This window comes from Desulfoscipio gibsoniae DSM 7213, assembly GCF_000233715.2.
Taxonomy (GTDB): domain Bacteria; phylum Bacillota; class Desulfotomaculia; order Desulfotomaculales; family Desulfallaceae; genus Sporotomaculum; species Sporotomaculum gibsoniae.
In genome coordinates, this window is sequence record NC_021184.1 from 3681859 (window position 1) to 3700736 (window position 18878).

14 protein-coding genes are annotated in these 18878 nt (G+C 41.1%); 7 read left to right on the forward strand and 7 right to left on the reverse strand.

The features are described 5' to 3' along the window. Positions 1-426: 426 nt before the first annotated feature. Positions 427-1557, reverse strand: a complete 1131-nt coding sequence (locus DESGI_RS17470) for a radical SAM protein (protein WP_006520392.1) — start codon at positions 1555-1557, stop codon at positions 427-429. 581 nt (positions 1558-2138) lie between these two features. Between DESGI_RS17470 and DESGI_RS17475 the strand changes: the two genes are divergently transcribed. Beyond that, positions 2139-3428, forward strand: coding sequence for a sulfite exporter TauE/SafE family protein (locus tag DESGI_RS17475; RefSeq protein ID WP_006520393.1), 1290 nt, complete (start codon positions 2139-2141; stop codon positions 3426-3428). Positions 3429-3432: 4 nt separating this feature from the next. Continuing rightward, a complete protein-coding gene (locus DESGI_RS17480; protein WP_006520394.1) occupies positions 3433-4143 on the forward strand; it encodes a hypothetical protein in 711 nt (236 codons plus the stop codon). A 124-nt stretch (positions 4144-4267) separates the two neighbouring features. Here the strand turns inward: DESGI_RS17480 and DESGI_RS17485 are convergent, their stop codons facing one another. After that, a complete protein-coding gene (locus DESGI_RS17485; protein ID WP_006520395.1) occupies positions 4268-4708 on the reverse strand; it encodes a hypothetical protein in 441 nt (146 codons plus the stop codon). Positions 4709-5447: 739 nt separating this feature from the next. On the opposite strand from DESGI_RS17485, the gene DESGI_RS17490 reads away from it, so the two are divergent. Together DESGI_RS17490 and DESGI_RS17495 are read left to right on the forward strand one after the other, a co-directional pair. After that, a complete protein-coding gene (locus DESGI_RS17490) occupies positions 5448-5672 on the forward strand; it encodes a hypothetical protein (RefSeq protein ID WP_006520396.1) in 225 nt (74 codons plus the stop codon). A gap of 193 nt (positions 5673-5865) precedes the next feature. Next, entirely contained in the window at positions 5866-7479 is a 1614-nt protein-coding gene (locus DESGI_RS17495) for an SLC13 family permease (protein WP_006520397.1), read from the forward strand. A 128-nt stretch (positions 7480-7607) separates the two neighbouring features. Here the strand turns inward: DESGI_RS17495 and DESGI_RS17500 are convergent, their stop codons facing one another. Next, entirely contained in the window at positions 7608-8225 is a 618-nt protein-coding gene (locus DESGI_RS17500) for a CBS domain-containing protein (RefSeq protein WP_006520398.1), read from the reverse strand. A gap of 853 nt (positions 8226-9078) precedes the next feature. Here DESGI_RS17500 and DESGI_RS17510 point away from each other — a divergent pair. Beyond that, a complete protein-coding gene (locus tag DESGI_RS17510) occupies positions 9079-9459 on the forward strand; it encodes a response regulator (RefSeq protein ID WP_006520400.1) in 381 nt (126 codons plus the stop codon). 5 nt (positions 9460-9464) lie between these two features. Further along, a complete protein-coding gene (locus tag DESGI_RS17515; protein WP_006520401.1) occupies positions 9465-9662 on the forward strand; it encodes a hypothetical protein in 198 nt (65 codons plus the stop codon). A gap of 61 nt (positions 9663-9723) precedes the next feature. Here DESGI_RS17515 and DESGI_RS17520 read toward each other — a convergent pair whose 3' ends face one another. Beyond that, the gene (locus DESGI_RS17520) at positions 9724-11232 is read right to left on the reverse strand and encodes an ATP-binding protein (RefSeq protein WP_006520402.1); all 1509 of its coding nucleotides are present in this window, start codon (positions 11230-11232) and stop codon (positions 9724-9726) included. A gap of 564 nt (positions 11233-11796) precedes the next feature. Between DESGI_RS17520 and DESGI_RS17525 the strand changes: the two genes are divergently transcribed. Beyond that, entirely contained in the window at positions 11797-13332 is a 1536-nt protein-coding gene (locus DESGI_RS17525) for a class I adenylate-forming enzyme family protein (RefSeq protein ID WP_006520403.1), read from the forward strand. An 89-nt stretch (positions 13333-13421) separates the two neighbouring features. Here DESGI_RS17525 and DESGI_RS17530 read toward each other — a convergent pair whose 3' ends face one another. From DESGI_RS17530 to DESGI_RS17540, 3 genes are all read right to left on the reverse strand, one after another. Next, entirely contained in the window at positions 13422-14579 is a 1158-nt protein-coding gene (locus tag DESGI_RS17530; RefSeq protein ID WP_006520404.1) for a S1C family serine protease, read from the reverse strand. Positions 14580-14895: 316 nt separating this feature from the next. Beyond that, positions 14896-16557, reverse strand: a complete 1662-nt coding sequence (locus DESGI_RS17535; protein ID WP_006520405.1) for an IS1634 family transposase — start codon at positions 16555-16557, stop codon at positions 14896-14898. Between the two features lie 296 nt (positions 16558-16853). Then, positions 16854-18353, reverse strand: coding sequence for an SLC13 family permease (locus DESGI_RS17540; protein WP_006520406.1), 1500 nt, complete (start codon positions 18351-18353; stop codon positions 16854-16856). Positions 18354-18878 lie beyond the last annotated feature (525 nt).

The following is an 18878-nucleotide window of genomic DNA, read 5'->3' on the forward strand; positions in this document are numbered from 1 at the left end:
CATTCTCAGTTTCGCCGCGATGCGGCATAGAGATTTAATAATAAGAAACCCGTTTGGTAACTAAAATAGTTTAGCCAAACGGGGTCTATGATATGCAATTTATTTGCACTTTAAAGTTTTAATATTTCACTTAAATCCTGATTTTAATTAAAACTTGCATCTTGACCTATAATCCCTGTCCAACCTTTCAACTTTCAACACCCGGTACCAGTTTCAAATCAACCGGCAAGCCATAATATAAAAAACAAAAGCAGTGAGCAGGCTGTAAAGAATAAAAATATTAATAAAAATATAGGGTCAACAGCCAGCTTACCAATAACTATCTTTTTAGGCCCATTTTCCCTATCCTGTCCCTTTTCGTTGGACAAAGCCATCATCCTTCCCACCGTGGATATTCAATCGTGGTTTTGTCACCGGCATACGGTACTATACAAATTGGCGGCGCATTCTGGCCAGCGCTATCTTTAGCTGCTCAGGGCTCTCTATATTTGAAAGTAACTTTTCCACATATAAATACCTGTTTTGGTCCTGCATATCATTCATAGTTGCATAAATACCGGCCCGCCTGCCCAGCTGAAAATTGGCTTTTTCCTTCAGGGTCATGTTCAGGTAGCGATCAATAATGCCTAGCATCTTGTCACGGTCAGCGGGCAGGGTACCCTCCAGTTCCTGCAGCAAATTTAATATATGGTCACTAACCACCGTTGTATTTACCCCTTCCAACGATGCAAGCAGTAGCCGCTGCTCTTCGATTACTTCATCTTCATCCAGTGGCGTAAAATCGCCCTTTTGCATCATCTCGTGCAGCGGCGTATTTTTAATCACCGACAGTGTTCTAAAGCGCATATAATCCGGGTTCCCCTGGTTAATCACGGCAGCGGTTCCCAGAGCATGTTCCCGGGAGTACTCCCTGCCCCCCAAGCCCGGCATAATGTACCAGCATAGGGATATACCCGCAGCCCTAATCTTTTGACCCGCTTCAATTAATTGTTTGGCAGTAGTACCCTTTTGAATCATTTTCAATACTATATCTGATCCCGATTCCATACCCATGTGTATCCTTGCCAGACCGGCCTCTCTCAGCTCAAGCAATTCATCTGTACTCTTTCTGGACGCCGTATCAGCTCTAGCATAGGTAGTTAACCTTTCCACCGAGGGTAAGGTATTGCGTACATATTGAATAATATGCACTAATTCAGTGGTTTTTAATATTAGTGAATTGGCATCCTGTAAAAAAACATTTTTACCACCATAATACAGCCACTGGGCAACATGGTAATGTAAATGGCCGTAACGCGAGCCTGCCTCGCTAACCACCTGCCCGTTTACTCTGCCGCTCCATCCCTTATCCCATGAAATTTGCTTTACCTGCTCAGTAACCGTGGCCAGTGTATCTATGTCCCGTTTAATTTCCTCAACCGAACGCCTGCTAAACTGCTTGCCCTTGTAGGTTTTGCAAAAAGCACACCTGTTCCAGGGACAGTTTCTGGTTACTCTGATAAGTAAACTGGATGCCTCACTGGGCGGCCTGATTGGACCCTGCTCAATATGCACCATATATCCCCTCCGAAAATTGTTTCTATTATCCAACGATTCAAACATAAAAGATCGTTAGCATGCTTAAAAAAAGTATATCTTACTACATAAGGCACTGCAAGACAGTATAAAAACGGCCTGACAAGAAGCTAAAAATAATTACTTTGATTGTGAAAAACTTTACAAATAACTATTGACAAATGTAGTGACATATATATACTTAATATTAAGCAGATTAAATTATTAGTTACTTATTTCACAAACGCCAACATCACAAAACCCATGGATAATTAAGCAAAAAATTATCACATAAAGGAGGTATGAACAAGGATAATAACGTACTAACCCCGGAAGGGAAGTGATAATTGAATAGCTTAAGAAAAAAGAACATTTTTTTTCACTACATTTGTGAAATATTTCACCAACGCAAGTCAATCAAATACCGGGCTAATGCATTTAATTCATAAAGATTTTTGTCATTACCCCGGGGACCCCTTGACCCCGGAGTAGATACCACAGTATACCAACTTTGCATATAAAGAAAAATGTCATTATCAGTAGCTTATGCTCAGTCAAATCGTCTAAAAAAAGGGGGCGAACCCATGAGGAAAATCTACGAGGGCATAATGCAGGCATCAAGATCATATGCCCAGTGGGAAATAGCAAACTCCAACGCGATATTAAGAGATCGCAAAAGGGTCATGCTACTATTTGTAATGCTGCTGCCCGTAATTATCCCGGCCATTGCTCATGCCGCAGGCGGAAGTGGATTGCCGGAAGTGCTTGGGGGCAAGTCAGCCTACGGTCCTTCATACTATAACCCGACCATTTTTTATGGTTCAATATTGGTGGGGCTTGCCGCAGGTCTAATCACGGGATGTGTCGGCGCCGGTGGTGGATTTATCATTACCCCCGCACTGATGACCATGGGTGTTAAGGGAATTATGGCCGTAGGTACAGACCAATTCCATATTTTCGCCAAGTCTATAATGGGCACAGTTGTGCACAAAAAATTAGGTAACGTCCACGTTGGTTTAGCAATAGCATTTTTGTGCGGCTCACTACTGGGGGTTACCGGCGGCGGTATGCTTAACCGGGCACTTTTTACCATAAACCCTGTACTAAGTGGATTTGTAATTAATACAGTATACGTAATCATGCTTGGATTTTTAGCCATCTACGCATTGAACGACTTCTTTAGAACCAGAAAGTCCGGGCATTCTGTAGATGCCCACGGCGGAGGAGGATCCACTGATCTCACCAGTGCAGCAAGAAAGATGCAGTCCGTCAAGATTCCGCCCATGATTACCTTTGATGAAGATATTCATCCCGGCGGCAAAAAAATTTCCGGTGTGTTCGTGGCCATCTGCGGTGCCATCGTAGGTTTCATGGCAGCTATCATGGGAGTAGGCGGCGGCTTTTTAACCTTCCCCATGTTCGTATATGGTCTGGGCGTATCCTCCTTTACCACTGTGGGTACTGACATACTGCAAATTATCTTTACTGCAGGCTTTGGTGCCATTACCCAATATGCCATATACGGTTACGTGTTCTACACTCTGGCCATGGGCATGTTGGTTGGATCCCTGCTGGGCATTCAAGTTGGTGCCATGACCACCAAGGTTGTATCGGGTGCTACAATTAACGGTTTTTATGCTATCACCATCCTGGCGGGCTTTGTCAACAGGTTGTTTGATATGCCCAACAACTTACAGCAAATGGGTTATATTTCCATAAGCTCGCAAACTGCTAGTATTATTGCTCAAATTGGTGCAGTTATCTTCTTTGCCATTGTGGGAATATTTGCCGCCTGGGTAATAGCAGTATTTATTAAGAGCGTACCCAGGCTGCGTGAAGAGGCAGCAATGGCATCTAATGGAAAGGGGGAATGACTTCATGATAACCAATAAGAAAACATTCACCCTGGGATTGGTGCTTTTGGTATCCTTTGTAGCTGTATTCGCCTTTATCATGTCCCCTTCTTTCGGAGATGGCCGAAATGGTCTTGAATATGCCGATGATATGTTCAACTCGCTTTCCAAAGGCTCAGCTTACTTTATTAGTGAAGAAATGGTGAAGGCGGAAAAGATGGCTGGCCATGAAGTTAACGTGACTATCGTGGCGGCAGACAGCACACAAGCCCAAATGTGGGAAAAACTCTACACCCCTACCGGAGCTAACGTAGATATTAACGGCAACGAAGTGACTATTAAAGGCGATCTCGGCAACATCTTTACTGCGTCCATCACCGACAGCGATGCTATGTACAATAACCAGGGCGATAAGATTGCCAACAATTACGGTGTTGACGCCCGGACTGCATCCTATGGCTGGTACACTTCACTTAAGGCCATGAGCGGCGCACTGGATAAGCAGGGAATGTTCCCTGAATCCGCTGCTATCCAAAGCGTCATGAAAAAAGCGCTGGAACCCTCTTATAATTACTATGGTATTGAACCCAAGAAAGTCGCGGACTATACAGTAGCTGTTTTCCTACTGCTGGCCTTCTACCTGGTGTATACCCTGTGGTACGGATTCTCAATCTACTTCCTGGCTGATGGCTTTGGTATCACCGCATCCAAGTCAGCCAAAAAGGTGCAAGCATAACGAAACCGGGCAAAGCCCGGTTCCCTCTCGCTACTTATACTGCCAGCATAATTGTTGGCAGTTTTTTTATCTATATTTTTAAATCTATTTTTTCTCTTTAACCCTATTTGATTACTATTAACTATTATGCATAGCGGTAACCGGAAGAAAAGCGCGCTAAGTAAGTTGGACCATCCATCTCCCAGTACCCCACGGGAGGCCTGGAGTTTTGCATCACCGAGGCCACGGAGATTTTTTGGCTGCTGACCACAATTGAGCTACAACCGGTTAGCTGGGCTTTTTCCCCGGGTCCGATTATCTGGTAATTTCCCTGGTACCCGACCTCATCAAATATGCATATGTAGCATTCACCGGCATCGATCGTTGTTACACGGGGCATGTTGTGAAAGTTTCTTATAGATGTATTGGGTATCAGGGGGTAAGAAAATCTGCCGTGCCAAATGCGAGCCTGCCGTGTGGTACATGTTGTTCTGAAAAAGCCTTCCAACGACTTTATAAACCGCTGCACAAAACTTGGTGCTCCCAAATTAATACTATGGTTATCTGCATGGGATATACTTGACATTTTTACTCACCACCCTTGCATATATAATAACCAGTTTTTAAAATTACGTACTAGTTTCATGCCGAAAAGCAGATTTTGCAAACCCAAAACACTTTAAGTATAGTCCAACGTTTCACAATCAGGGTCCTTCATATTTTTGATTGTCCAACTTTTAAAATACTTAATGATTCTTTTTTATATTTTACCTTGTCACCACATTTGTTTGCAAGTATTTTTTTAGATAATACTTACAAGCTGCACTTCTTGTTTTACACATTGCACTATTTGTCATCATGTTTTTCAAAACAACTCTCCATAATTTTGCATGCCGTGAGTCATATAAATTAAAGTTGGGCCCGACAAAAAAATAATAGGCTGGCTACGAAATATAGCCAGCCTATCGTTGTTCGATTCGGCGATGCTTTTAAAACCAAATTTATTTTTTATACATAGTAACAAGGAATTAATTATATGTCAATACTTATTTTAACGAAAAATTAAATTATAAATTTAAAAAAACCGGTTGACACAGAGAAAATTATTTGTTACATTATTCACAAATGAATTATGTATACAAATATAAAGTTATTAAATTTTAATATATTCAATCGGCTAAATCGAACAACGATAGGCCGGTTATCTCTGCTTTAAGGAAAAGTAAGCAGGGATAACCGGCCTTTTGTTTTAGCTGAAAGCTAGTTTTTAGGGATATATATAGCAGTCAATATAAACCTATAAACCAGGTGGGGGGGATTAAATAATGCATCGGGATACCGGAAACACTAAAAATTTGTCTCACCGGGAAAAACAATTAATTATATTCATCAGGCAACTTGGTTGGGGAGAAATAAGAATAAGAGTGGAAAACGGGCAGCCTGTATTAATATATGAAGCCATTAAAACGTTTAGGCTGGAGGATGATCCCGTATCAGTGCCAGTCAGAAAAAAGCCTAAAGGTATACCTGCCAATCGGGTGTTAACCTAATTTGCTAATCAATTGCATCATGATCATGCTGAATGTCAAAATAAAATCTTAGAGAAAGGGGGGGGTAATACTAAAATTAATATGAATACATGGCGTTGCGGAATCGGTTGGAAGTTAAGCATCAAAACTATTTATTTGGCTTAATTATTAATTACTAAACTCATTTATTAAAGGTTAAAGGAGGTCGGTGCAAATGTCAGAGGGAACAGTAATTGTTCAACAACAGGCAAAAGTAGGATCCTGGGCCTGGTGGGCTGGTATACCAGGGAACAAACCCCTTATATGCTTGCTCTTATTAGCCTTTTTTCTAACCATGGTCTTAATTCCCGTTCCCGAAAGCATGATCGGTTTAATGACCGAGGAAACACCACTGGGATCCAAACTGGAATCGGGAACCACCACTTATGTAGATTCTTATAATAAATATGTCAAAAGCGAAGATGCCCTAACTGCCGAACAGGTGGGCCAAAGAGCAAAAATAACCGTAGGGCTTTTGTTGAGCGTGGCTTTACTTTGGGGCACTGAAGCAATACCTCTTGGGGCCACCAACTTCCTGGTAGCTGTTATACTTTACATCTTTATGATATTGCCCATTGATAGAATATCCCAGGCATATATGAAAGACGCAGTGTTCTTTATCGGAGGCGTACTTTGTGTAGCGGCAGGGGTCTCAATTTCAGGCCTGGATAAACGCATTGGCTATCTACTCCTGGGGAGAATAGGTGGATTAAAAAGCTTCTGCTTTATATTTTTCCCTCTGCTGGCAGTATTGGCCGGATTCTTTTCCGAACACGCCCTGGTGGCAATTATGTGCCCGATCTTACTGGTTGTTTATATGCAGGCTTGTAAGAAAGCCGGTGTGAAGTTTGATAAAAAATTAGCCGTTCTGTTGTTTATTGGCATTTGTTTTGCGGCCAACGTGGGTGGTTCCGGTTCACCGGCGGTGGGCGGTCGCTCGGCAGTGATGATAGGCTACTTCAATGGCTACGATATGCCCATGAACTTTACTCAGTGGATGATGTACGGCCTACCCCTGGTGCCAGTGTTAGCACTTGCCATGGGTGCCTACATGTACTTCATGCTGGGACGCAATTCCATTGCCAAAGATTTTAATATTGCCAAGGCAATGAAGGAAAACGTCAGTGAAATGGGGCCGATTAAAGGTAAAGAGTTACGCATGGCTATACTGTTTGCCGCACTGGTGATATTGTGGGTATTCTTCAGTGGCACCTTAGGACTTGGTGGAACTACCATAATTATTGTCGTGGCTATGCTGCTGTCCAGGGTGGTTACCTGGCAGGATTTGCAACGCAGGGTGGCCATGGACGTGGTGCTGCTATATGCAGCGGCTTGTGCCATGGGGGTGGCCCTGGATAAAACCGGGGGAGCTTTGTGGCTGGCCAGGGCTTTCCTGGATGTACTGCCCGATTTTATGACCGACGGGCAATGGATCATTATGGCGGTTAGCTTAATGACAGTGATTATTACCAACTTTATGAGTGATGGTGCCACGGTGGGGGCTATTGGCCCGGTGGTGCTGCCGATGGCGGATATTGGCGGAGTACATCTATGGAAGATTGGGTTGGCGTGCTCATTTACCTCATCATTTGCCCATATCATGATCGTGGGCACGGTCAATAACGCCATTGCCTATACCATGGCCAGAGACCCTGAAACAGGTGCACATTTAATTACAGTGACGGATTTCATAAAATATGGATTTGGCGCTGTAATTATAAGTCTGATTGTGACTTGGGGATTCTGCTTCTTCGGTTACTGGAACCTGCTTCCCTGGCCTGGCATGTAAATAAAGGAACACTGCGGCGATTAATTACTATAACCTCATGAGAAGGAAAAAGTCATTAAGTGCGGGATGACCGGGTTCGCGGCCCGGCCATCTCTGTTAAAAGTTTTAAAATCTTTGTCTAACACATTTTATAGAGTCCCTTGTGGGGCTCCATTCTTTTTTTCTAGCTCTTCGAGGAAATCTACATAATAATCGTCAAACAAACCGTAACGTTGATAATCATAACTCATAAATGCCTGTTTTAAAAAGCTGGATCCCAATCCAAGAGCGTGAAAAACATCGCCCGCCTGTACTATACCAATTATTTGCCTGAATATATTTAGCACTGGAAGCGTACCAACGTTATTGTCACATAGTATGGAGAAAGCTTTACTGGCTGTGTCGGTGCTTTTTAATGCTATTTTATCCACCGGTATCATAATATCTTCTAATTTACGATGCGGTAATAAACTGGAGGTTATCTCGTCGCATTCATTTTCTAAAATACGCACGGACGTTCTGGAGATAACGTTGTGTACCCACGGATCTGTGCTCTGATGAAAGGATTCCAGGCTTATCAAACCAGTAAATTGATTTTCTTCATCCACCACCAGGGCCATTCGTTCACCGGTGCATGAAACACCTGAATTGTTGTAATAAAAGGAGGTTATAATTTCCCAAGCCTGTTGTATTGATTGCCCTAATGATACAGTTGGGTAATTATCAGGATGTCTCATAATATCCATAATTCTTATAGGTCCATTCATATTTGTTCTCACCCCCTTTCCGGGTGATTGTAAAACTCTTTTAAACTGTTTACATCAGCCAGATATTTCACTGGCTGTCACTTTAATATATCCATCCCCTCTGTATATTATATGAATTATTAGAATATTCTTAACACAGTTAGATAGTATTGTCAAGGTTCATTTTTTACGTACCTTTATGCCCTAATGATACCTAATTCCAGGTAAAAAAACCCGTAAGGGTGCAATCACGCCACGTCTTAGCGACCAATGACAATAATTGGTTATCTTAAGTATTGCAAAAAGAACAGAATAATACCGGCAATGGCCACCCAAACCACAATTCTTTTCAACTTTTTCATTAAACGTCGCCCCTTTCCACCAGCAGTTAATAAGTGGTGAAGCAGATATCAAACGAGATAGCTATATATACTAAAGTAATTGTAATACTTCTTTTTAATATTATAACTCCACATTTTCTCCTTGGCCATCATTTTAGCTATTTAGCTATGGTTATTTTGACCGGCTTATAATATAATGTAATTATGTGATATATATCACAAATCATTTTTTTCAATATTTGTTTATAAAGGAGGGGGTTTTTAGTGCCTTTAAGCAATACAGAAAAGCAGTTAATAAAATTTTTAAGGGCAATTGGCTGGGGTGAAGTAAGGGTTCGAATAGAAAATGGCAAACCGGTGTTGATTTGCGAGGCTATCAGGACTTTTAAGCTTGATGATCGACCTTCCAACTTATCCACAAGAAGCACCTCGGGCCCTTTGACAGGCTAAAGTAGTCACCTTATATAGTTAATTCAATTCAATTTAATTTAATTTAATTTTAAGTAGTATACCTTCAAACAGGAGGGAAGAAAATGAAAAGATTTTTAATTATAGATGACGATGAAGGAATGTGTTGGGCACTAAAAAAAGCGCTGGAGCACGAAAACCGTGATATATTGACAGCCACCAGCGGTTCCGACGGCCTGGCACTATTTGATGCTTATCAGATTGATTTAATTTTATTAGATATAAAAATGCAAGATACAAATGGCTTGGATGTATTACAACAAATCAGACAGAAAAATTTAGAAGTACCCGTTTTGATTATGACGGGTTATAGTTCGCTGTCGATAGCTTTGCAAGCAATTGAAAAGGGAGCTACCGGTTATATTACAAAACCGGTGCAAATCCCTAGATTAAAAGAAACGATTCAAAAAATATTCCCGGAAGATAACATTACGGAAGGGGTGTAAATTGCATGTCGTCAGAATCCGGTAAAGCCAAACCTTTAACAAATCGCGAAAAGCAGTTGATACGCTTTTTAAGGCATCTTGAATTTGGAGATATAAGAATACGTGTGGAGAATGGCCAACCGGTATTAATATATGAAGACATAAAAAACTTTAAGTTAGATGGAAAAACAGATTCGAGTAAGACGGAATACAAAGAAACCTGAACCCCACTAATTTCTAAAGTTTTAAATACTTGGAAGTAGATATCTTCCAAGTATTTAAAGCTTAATCTTGTTCCGGGGCATTACAAATTTGCTGCAGCGGTAAACGCATAGTAAATATACTTCCGCTTCCAGCTTCACTTTTTGCATCAATTATACCGCCGTGGATTTGAATGATCCGCTTGCTTATCGCCAGTCCCAAACCGCTTCCCCTTGCTTTTTTCGTATAAAACGGTTCAAAAATGTTGGGTAAATCTTCCGGTGCTATTCCTTCTCCCGTATCACGGACCGAAACCAGCGCATACCCGTCTTTACTGTATGTCTGGATGGTTAATGTTCCATGTTGTTGCATGGCATCCAGGGCATTCAAGCTTAGATTAATGAACACTTGTTTAAGCTTTTCAGCGTTTCCACTAATAATTAACGGTGTTTGTGCCGTGGTTTTGAACTCCAGCATGATATCCGCTTTAGAAAACAAGGGCTCCATGGTTGTAAGCACAGAGTTTACTAAATCATTTATATCAAGAGGTTCCATGGTGCCTGGATCAGGGCGGCCAAAGTCGAGAATTTCATTAATGAGTTTATTATGGCGCTCTACCTGCTGCTCAATTCTTTCCACGTAATCCTTTAACTGGGTATCCTTGATATTTATTTCCATGGCCTGGGCAGTAGCCTGAATTACACTAACCGGCGCGCGCAGTTCATGAGCGATTTCAGTAATAGTGCGCCCCATGGACATTAAATTTTCCGAGCGCCTGTACTGATCAATTAATTGTTCCTTCTCAGCCAGTACCTGCGCCATTTCATTGATTGCCGCAGCAACATGCCCCATTTCACCGGACATTTCGGGTAACCTATTATTTAAATTTTTCTCCATTTTTATAATGCCATCTTTAATAATGCGGATACGATTAACAATTCCGGAAATGGTAAATAACGTAACGGCAACACCAATGCCAAAAACGCAAAATATAATATATCTAAGTACCAAGCGTACCCGGGAACTTTGAGCAAAAATAGGGTGCATCATTTGCTCGGTCCAGATTACGGCAATTACCTCAGAATTATTATTTTTTATAGGTACCAGGTGTTCCAAAAATCTGTCGTCATAAGTTTTACCCAATCTGGTAATGGGTGTGCCACTGGACAGAACGGAGGCGATACCAGCCTGAGTTTCGTTATAGATACGCCTTTCACGTTCTTTTTTTTCTTCGGGCAGGCGTGCCCCAAACTCATGAAGATGGCCATATATTATTATATTATCGGTCTCTCTTTCATACAAACAAATGCGCACCCCGGGGTAATGCTCAATTAACGGCACGACAACCGAATTAAAAATATCAGAAAGTGTGGCGCACCTTATTTCATCACTTATATTTATTTCTCTCTGCATTTGTTCGTTAATTAAATTCGTGATCTGAATTAGCTTTTGTTCTGTTTCATTTATTAGTACATCGTCGGTTTTAGTGGCAATAAAAATGTCGTAAAGCATTGCTGCCGCCGGCACCAGCATGGCTAGCAGAATAATTATCAATAACTGTGTTTTTAGGCTGGATACACGAAAAAAATGCATTATATGCACCCCTTTTAATTATTACCTATTCAAAACCGATGGGTGCAGAATATAAACCGCTCTCTATTAATATAATAAAAAATTAGAACATGTTCATTTCTAATGCCAGCAATTATGTTATTTTTATCACAAAACACCTAGGAATAATATAACACAGTATTTACTAAATCACAATTACCGAAGGCAAAAAACGAATTGATTAAAATTATTCAATAGACACAGCAAATTGGAACGGTTAACCGATATCTTTTAATTAGCAAGCAAACAATTTTTCCTTAGTTATAATAATGTTAAATTGGGTGAGTTTCCACTAAGTGGATACAAAGAGAATGGCCAATGGGGTAAGGGAAATTTGGAAACCAAGGTACCGGCGAATGCTCCAATTATATATGGCCTTGAGCATTTATGAACAGTATAAACAATCTCTTAATAAAGAAGGATTTCTACACTATTATAGAGAATCATATTGTATGTGATGAAAGACAAAAGTGAATTATAATTGTTTTATATATAACAGGACAAGTCGTTAACCACTATCTCCGGCATAATAAGGAGGGTATCCGTATGAACCTGCCTATGAGGCTTGCAGAAATTGCTCGGGTTTCCCCGGGTCAAGAGGCAATAGTATTCAAAAACCAGAGGATGACTTACGCTCAGCTAGATACCCGGGTCAGCCAATTGGCCAGTGGTTTCCAGCAACTGGGCATAAAAACAGGTGACCGGGTGCTGCTGGCTATGCGCAATTGCCCGGAATTTGTCATTGCATACTATGCTATTATGCGCATGAAGGGTATTGTGGTACCAGTCAATCCCCAGTATACCATCAATGAAATGGGTGTAATCATTAAGGATTGCATGCCTACCGCCGTTATAACCTGTCCGGAAAGGCAGGAATTGTTTGATAATATTAGACAATCCATAAATATACCTGCGGGTATCATTGTAAATAGCTGCGATTCACTTAATGAAGACATAAAAACATTCGATCAAATTAGCGATAAAAGCATTAATGCCTTTCAGGAAGTAAAATATAATCGCGAAGATGTAACTGAAATCATGTATATTGCCGGAATGACCGGCAAACCCAAGGGAGTAATGCTTACAAATTACAATCTTTACAGCAATGCACTGACATTCTCCCAGGCTTGTTCTTTAAGCCCGGCGGATCGCGCTCTTTTAACAGCGCAAGCTTACCATGCGGGACCACAAACCTGTGTCATGAATAGTACTATTATTTCAGGAGGTACCCTTGTAATACAGGAAGGTTGGAGAGGTGCGGAAGAGGTGCTACGGGCTATTGATGAAGAAAAAATTACCTTCTTTTTCGGCCCACCAACAATGTACAGCCTGATGCTCAAGTACCCGGAGTTGGACAAATATGATACCAGCTCACTGCGTATAGCGCTCTGTGGCTCTGCCAGCATGCCACCGGATCTTTATGAATCCCTGGTATCAAAGCTTAATATCTATCTTACTGAAGGTTACGGCTTAACTGAAACATCCCCAGTGGTAACACTAAACTTTATTAACAAATCAGGGAAAAAAGGTTCTATAGGAAAACCCATACCAGGCGTGGAAGTGAAAATATTTGATTACGAAGACCGGGAGGTTCCCCAAGGCCAGGTGGGCGAAATTGTTGTACGTGGTCCCAACGTAATGAAAGGGTTTTTAAACCGGGAAGAAGAAACCCGCTGGGCACTGCGTAATGGTTGGTTTCACACCGGAGATCTGGCATATGAAGATCAGGATGGCTATCTTTACCTAGTAGACCGAAAAAAGGATCTTATCATACGCGGTGGTATAAATATTAATCCCCACGAGGTTGAAGAAGTACTATACGAACACCCTGGCATATTTGAAGTTGCCGTAGTAGGTGTGCCGGACGCAGTAATGGGAGAAGAAGTGCTGGCCTATATAATGCCCAGAGAAAATTACGAATTAGATGAGTTGAAAATGAAAGAATTTTGCAAGGATAAAATATCAAAATATAAAATACCTCGCTATTTTCGTTTTGTAGATAATCTGCCCAAAACGTCATCCGGCAAATTAATGCGTAAAGAGCTAAAAAACTGGATTGCTAAACAAAAACCTCCGGTATAAGCCGGAGGTTTTTTAATTTAAGCCACGGCAATAATGCTTACTTTGAATATTACATTATATACTCATTGGCTTGTTTGCGTTTTTCAAGTCTACTGATACTGGGTCGGTTTTTCCCCCACCTGCACGTCAACATAAATAGCCCTTTGCTCACGCAACACCCTAAGCTGTATTTTTTGTCCTATATCTGCCTTTTCAATCTCCCCTGCCAGCTGCTCGGAATTTTGAACAGGCTTTTTATCTATACCCAAAATAATATCACCCTGGAGCAAACCGGCTTTTGCAGCAGGACTGCCAACTACAACGCCGACCACCACGACACCTTCAGCGCTATCCAAACCATAGTATTCCACCAAATCCGGAGTCAAATCATGCATCTGGATACCCAGCCACGGCCTGATTACCTTGCCCTTCTCTATTAACTCCACCAGTACGTCATCTACAGTACTGGTGGGTATGGCAAAACCAATCCCCTGGGCCTGGGCCACCGCTGTGTTTATACCAATTACTTCGCCGTGCAAGTCCAGCAGAGGGCCACCGCTATTACCAGGGTTTATAGCAGCATCTGTCTGGAGCAGGTTCTTATAATACCTTCCCTCGACCGGCACTGGCCTACCCTTGGCGCTAATCACACCAACAGTGACAGTATGATCAAAACCATATGGATTGCCGATGGCAATTACCCAGTTACCAACCTTAATATCACCGGAGTCACCCAGCTTTAAATGTGGCAAACTATTCCCGGCCTCTATTTTTAGAACAGCCAAATCAAAATCGTAATCCGCACCAACCAAGCTGGCAACATACTCCTTGTTATCTTCTTGCATCACCACCGTAATTCTATCAGCACCAGCTACAACATGCTCGTTTGTCAAAATATAGCCTTCAGGTGAAATAATAAACCCCGACCCCACACCACTCTCCGTGCGCGGTTGCTCTCCTTGAGAACCAAAGAAGTAACGGAAAAAGGGGTCACTAAACAATGAATTATTACGCATTCCCTGGCTTATTTTTTCCACATTTATTTTAACCACTGCTGGCCCGGTATCATTAACAATATCCGCTATGGTACCTGCGTTCACCCCCGGCGCAACCTGCTCTGCATTTGCCCGATTACCTGGCAAAACATTTTCTATTGCATTGCTATCCCCTTTTAGATCATTTACCAGTTGACAGCCCCCGGCAAACATAATCCCTGCAATAAAAGCGGCCAATCCTATAAATAATATGGATCGCCTTAATCCCCCCAACAACATTCCCCCCTTTATGTTTTATTAGCGTTATCATTATAATATCAGACATAGCTCAAGAAAACATCCCCGCCAATAAATCCTCAAACCAGCATCAGATTGCTCCTCATAAAATGTCAAAGTGGTGACAAGCGACAGTGACAAAATTTTTTTTAAAAAACTATTGAATTAACTGGTTACATTGTGTTAATATGTTGTCAAATGTTAATGTTAAAAATTTATTATTTTTGATTCTTGAGAAGAATTGCACAAGCACAGCCAAAAAAAAACAGTTGCCATAAAAAGACAACTGTTCCATTAGGCTGATTAGATATATTTAAACTATAGTACGCTGTTCTTTAAACAAACCAATAGCGTTAAATATATCTTCCTGATATTGGGAGATATTTGTTACTGATTTAAGCTCTTGATCGTCTAATTGACTAATTACTATTTTAATATCTTCAAGCAAAAGCAACGCTTGGCGCATATCCAAAGTTAATCCTGCCTGGCGCATTAATATTTCCATCGTTTTTTCAATTATGGCAGCAAGAACGCAAATGAATATATTAGCTGATACTTTAAGCTCTGCATGCAGTAAGTTTTCCCAGGGTTCAAAGTTTTTTATTTCACGAAATGAGTCAGATAAAAGAGCAAGGCCGGTATAAGCTTTAATTATCTCTTCCCCCCTGAGGAAATTATTATTCGTTTCCAGGAGGAAAGATCCAGCTAATACTCCATCTTGGTCCAACAAGTCATCTCTGCGCCGGTAACTAAACTCCATAGTAGACTCATCATAGTGCCATTCAAAATATTTGCGGCAGTAATTATCTTTAAAAACTAGCAAGTTTTTATTAAATACTGGTTTTCCCTTACTGGTACGGCCATCTTGAACCGTCTTTTTAATAACTTGTAATTCATTTTCTATATCATGTAGTCTTTCACCAAGCAGGGCCCTCATTTGCTCGGACCCCATGGGATTACTGCATAACAAATAACGGGTGTCACCATTTTTTATTTCTTTGAACCATAAATCCTCGGATATTTCCTGAAACTCATGCCTGTTCGCTTGCCATTCAAGTTTAAACATTTCACGGTCCGGCTTGGAAATTAATTTACTACCAATAATATAATCATAATTATGTGCGATTAAAATTTCGAGGTTAGGGTTATTAATAACGCTACGCTCTCCCATAAAGGTACATTTATCAATACCAAAGCTTTTCTTCAAGTAATCCATGATACTTCTAAATTCCCAATCCTCAGATGACTCATGCAAAACACGGTGTCCCAGAGGCATACCGTCACGGCTAACCAGTAAACCAAAGTCAACTTTCTTATACTCTTCAGGTTCGCCCAGGATGTATCTCCCATAGGATGTTAAATTCAATTCCTCGCGTGGCGCGGGTTCAATCATACCAGTGGCAAGTCGACAAAAGGCCAGGTCGGTATTAATATGCATTAAAGAAGTTAGTTTGTTAAATATATTTCTTTCCAACTCTTCTTTATAATCTGCTACCACATCTAACGCCCGATAAAAATGATGCGCTGATAATTCTTTCCCTGATAGCGATGGCAAATATAAACACTTATACCAGTCACTAATGGCCTGCTTATGCTGCGGTTTAATAATCTGATTTATGGCCATCAACTCAACTAACAGGGATATATTCATTGTTTCATAATCCTTGCCCGGGGCTACAGTTTCCTCAATAATTCTTTCGACTCCCAGTAATTCGTAAATTTTATGTATGGCCAATACTTCGCCATAGCGCAAAATTTTTTTAGTTTCCAAATGGCCGGACTGGTGATCGACACCACATATTTTGGAGAGACCGGCGATTAATCCGTTGACTTTATCAGGAGTCAGTTTATCCATACTCCCAAGATTAGCAATTACACGTTGTTTAACTTTATCGCCTTCCCTATAATTCTCTATTAATTTTAGGTAGGTATATTCTTTACCGTTGCTCCGGCTGGTTATTTTCCGGAAAAACATTAGAATCACCACCTTACTATTTAAAATATAACCAACAACTTAGCGCCTAGTTTATACCAATCTATTTTTGCGCGGCACCACCGCATGCTACGCATTAGGTTGAGATTCAGTGGTTTTCACCACTTTTTTTACACTACCTCTCGCTATGTTTTCCTTTAAGAAAACATTATATCTATTTAAATTTAATATACCACATCAAATGCATTTGTGCAATAATTCACCAGTCATATTTAAATAGTCGTAATTGTCAGATAGTTAAATATGCTATATTGATGTATAATTGTTGTCACTTTTTTTTACCAGATTCCCAGCATGCGCCACCATATACCTGCCAGGCCAACCACCACAATAAAAAATGAAAGGATAAACAAAAACCCACCGGCTTTTAAAAAATCAGAGGCCTTTAAGAATCCAAGACCATAAACAATGGCATTAGCCGGGGTGGCTATTATCAGCAAGTAAGAAAAAGCCGACCCCAGTGATGTGGCCACTCCAATGGCCAGGGGAGAGGTATCAGCTAATTCAGCTGCTTGAATAAATACAGGCCCAAGAAAGGCAACGGTGGGGCCGTCCGCCATAGTATTAGTAGTAAACGCCGTAATGGCGGTGGTAACAGCCAGCAGCGGCAACCCTTTAGTAATCCCAAAAGCAACGGAGGCAGCAGCAAGAAGCTGTGTAGCCAACCAGGTCGCCGCACCAGTAGCCACCAGCATTTTACCCATAGAGATAGCCCCTGCATAAAGAAGCACCACACCCCACTGCGTTTTTTGCTGTAAGTAATTCCAATCCACCAGGCCTAAAATTGCAGCCGCAACAATCCCCATCATAGCTATATTACCAACACCGAACTGTGTACTAAACAATACCCAACCGATCACCACCGCAATGAATATGACCAAGGCAAGTTTTGCCTGAACACTCATAGGACCGCCGGCATCAATTTCATGCTGAATCCTTTCCAACACTTCCTCCAAATCATTAACTTCTGGCTTAAACAACCTCAACAGCCAGTATGTAACAAAGAAAATCATCAGCATCGTAAAAGGAAAGGCCATCAATATCCACTGCCCATAACCCATGCTAACCCCCAGGCTATTTAAATAGCTTAGCATCAAAGCATTCCGAGCACCACCTGACGGAGTAAATACGCCACCGATAATTACCCCATAGGCAATGGCCAGCATCATTAGTTTACCGAGATTTGGCACCTTTTTTATGCCCCCGCTGAGCGATACAATGGCAACGCCTATAGGCAGCATTATCGTAACTGTTGCATGTTCAGTAATAAATCCGGCGCTAAGTGCGCAAAATGCCACCGTACCCAGCACCACTCGGTCGATACGAGTGCCGGATATTCTAAGCATGTACATAGCCAGCTTATTATGTATATTGTACTTAACAAGCATGGCCCCCATCATAAGCACGCCCATGATAAAGATAACGGCGTCGTCCATAAAAGTACGGGGCACATCCCTGTATGTACCAATACCCATTACAACTTGATAAAAACCAATAATCATCGCTGTCATGGGGAGAGGAACAGCTTCAGTTAAAAAACAAACCACCACAAATACCCACAGAGCAATGGCATATTTCCCTTCAGTGGAAAGACCACTAGGGGTGGGCATCAGACAGATAAAAATAAGCAGCAATACGGCTAGTATAAGCCACTTGCGCTCATCAAACCGACGCGCAGGACTACCACCTGTGGAACCCCCAACAGGAGAACTACTATATCCGGGTGGTTTGTCTTTATTTTTAAAATGATGTAAATCAATAATTTTTCGTGTCGTCATAGATCCACCATCAATTTGATATACTTTTTATTATACTTCAAGCCATGGCAAAAAACAGCACCCTTTATTTTCATTAATAAAGGGTGCGTATAGTTGTTTTGCACATATAAAGCCCGTTACGTCCCAAATAACATAAAATAATCACAACAGGCCTGCAAAAAAACTATTTCATTTTTGAATGTGAAATATTGCACTATGTTGACTAATAGTATATAATAATCCTTAAAAATAAGAATTGGATTTTTGACTGACATTGTCACCATCAAGGGGGGTGTTAATCAAATAGAAGATGCTTCTGGGAAGTGCTTTAACCCGGCCCCACCCGGTCAAAGCATACTTCCCCAAACGCATAATTGCATTGCATATTACGTTAAATTAACATGATTTTTCCTACAGGCTATTAAGGCGATGTGGATCTACTAAAACTAAATTTTTAAAAATTTGTCATTATGTTTTATATTAGTTTTTGACACCATTCCTTTTGTAAATAATATCACAACCTAAGTAGTTTGACAATAATTTTGT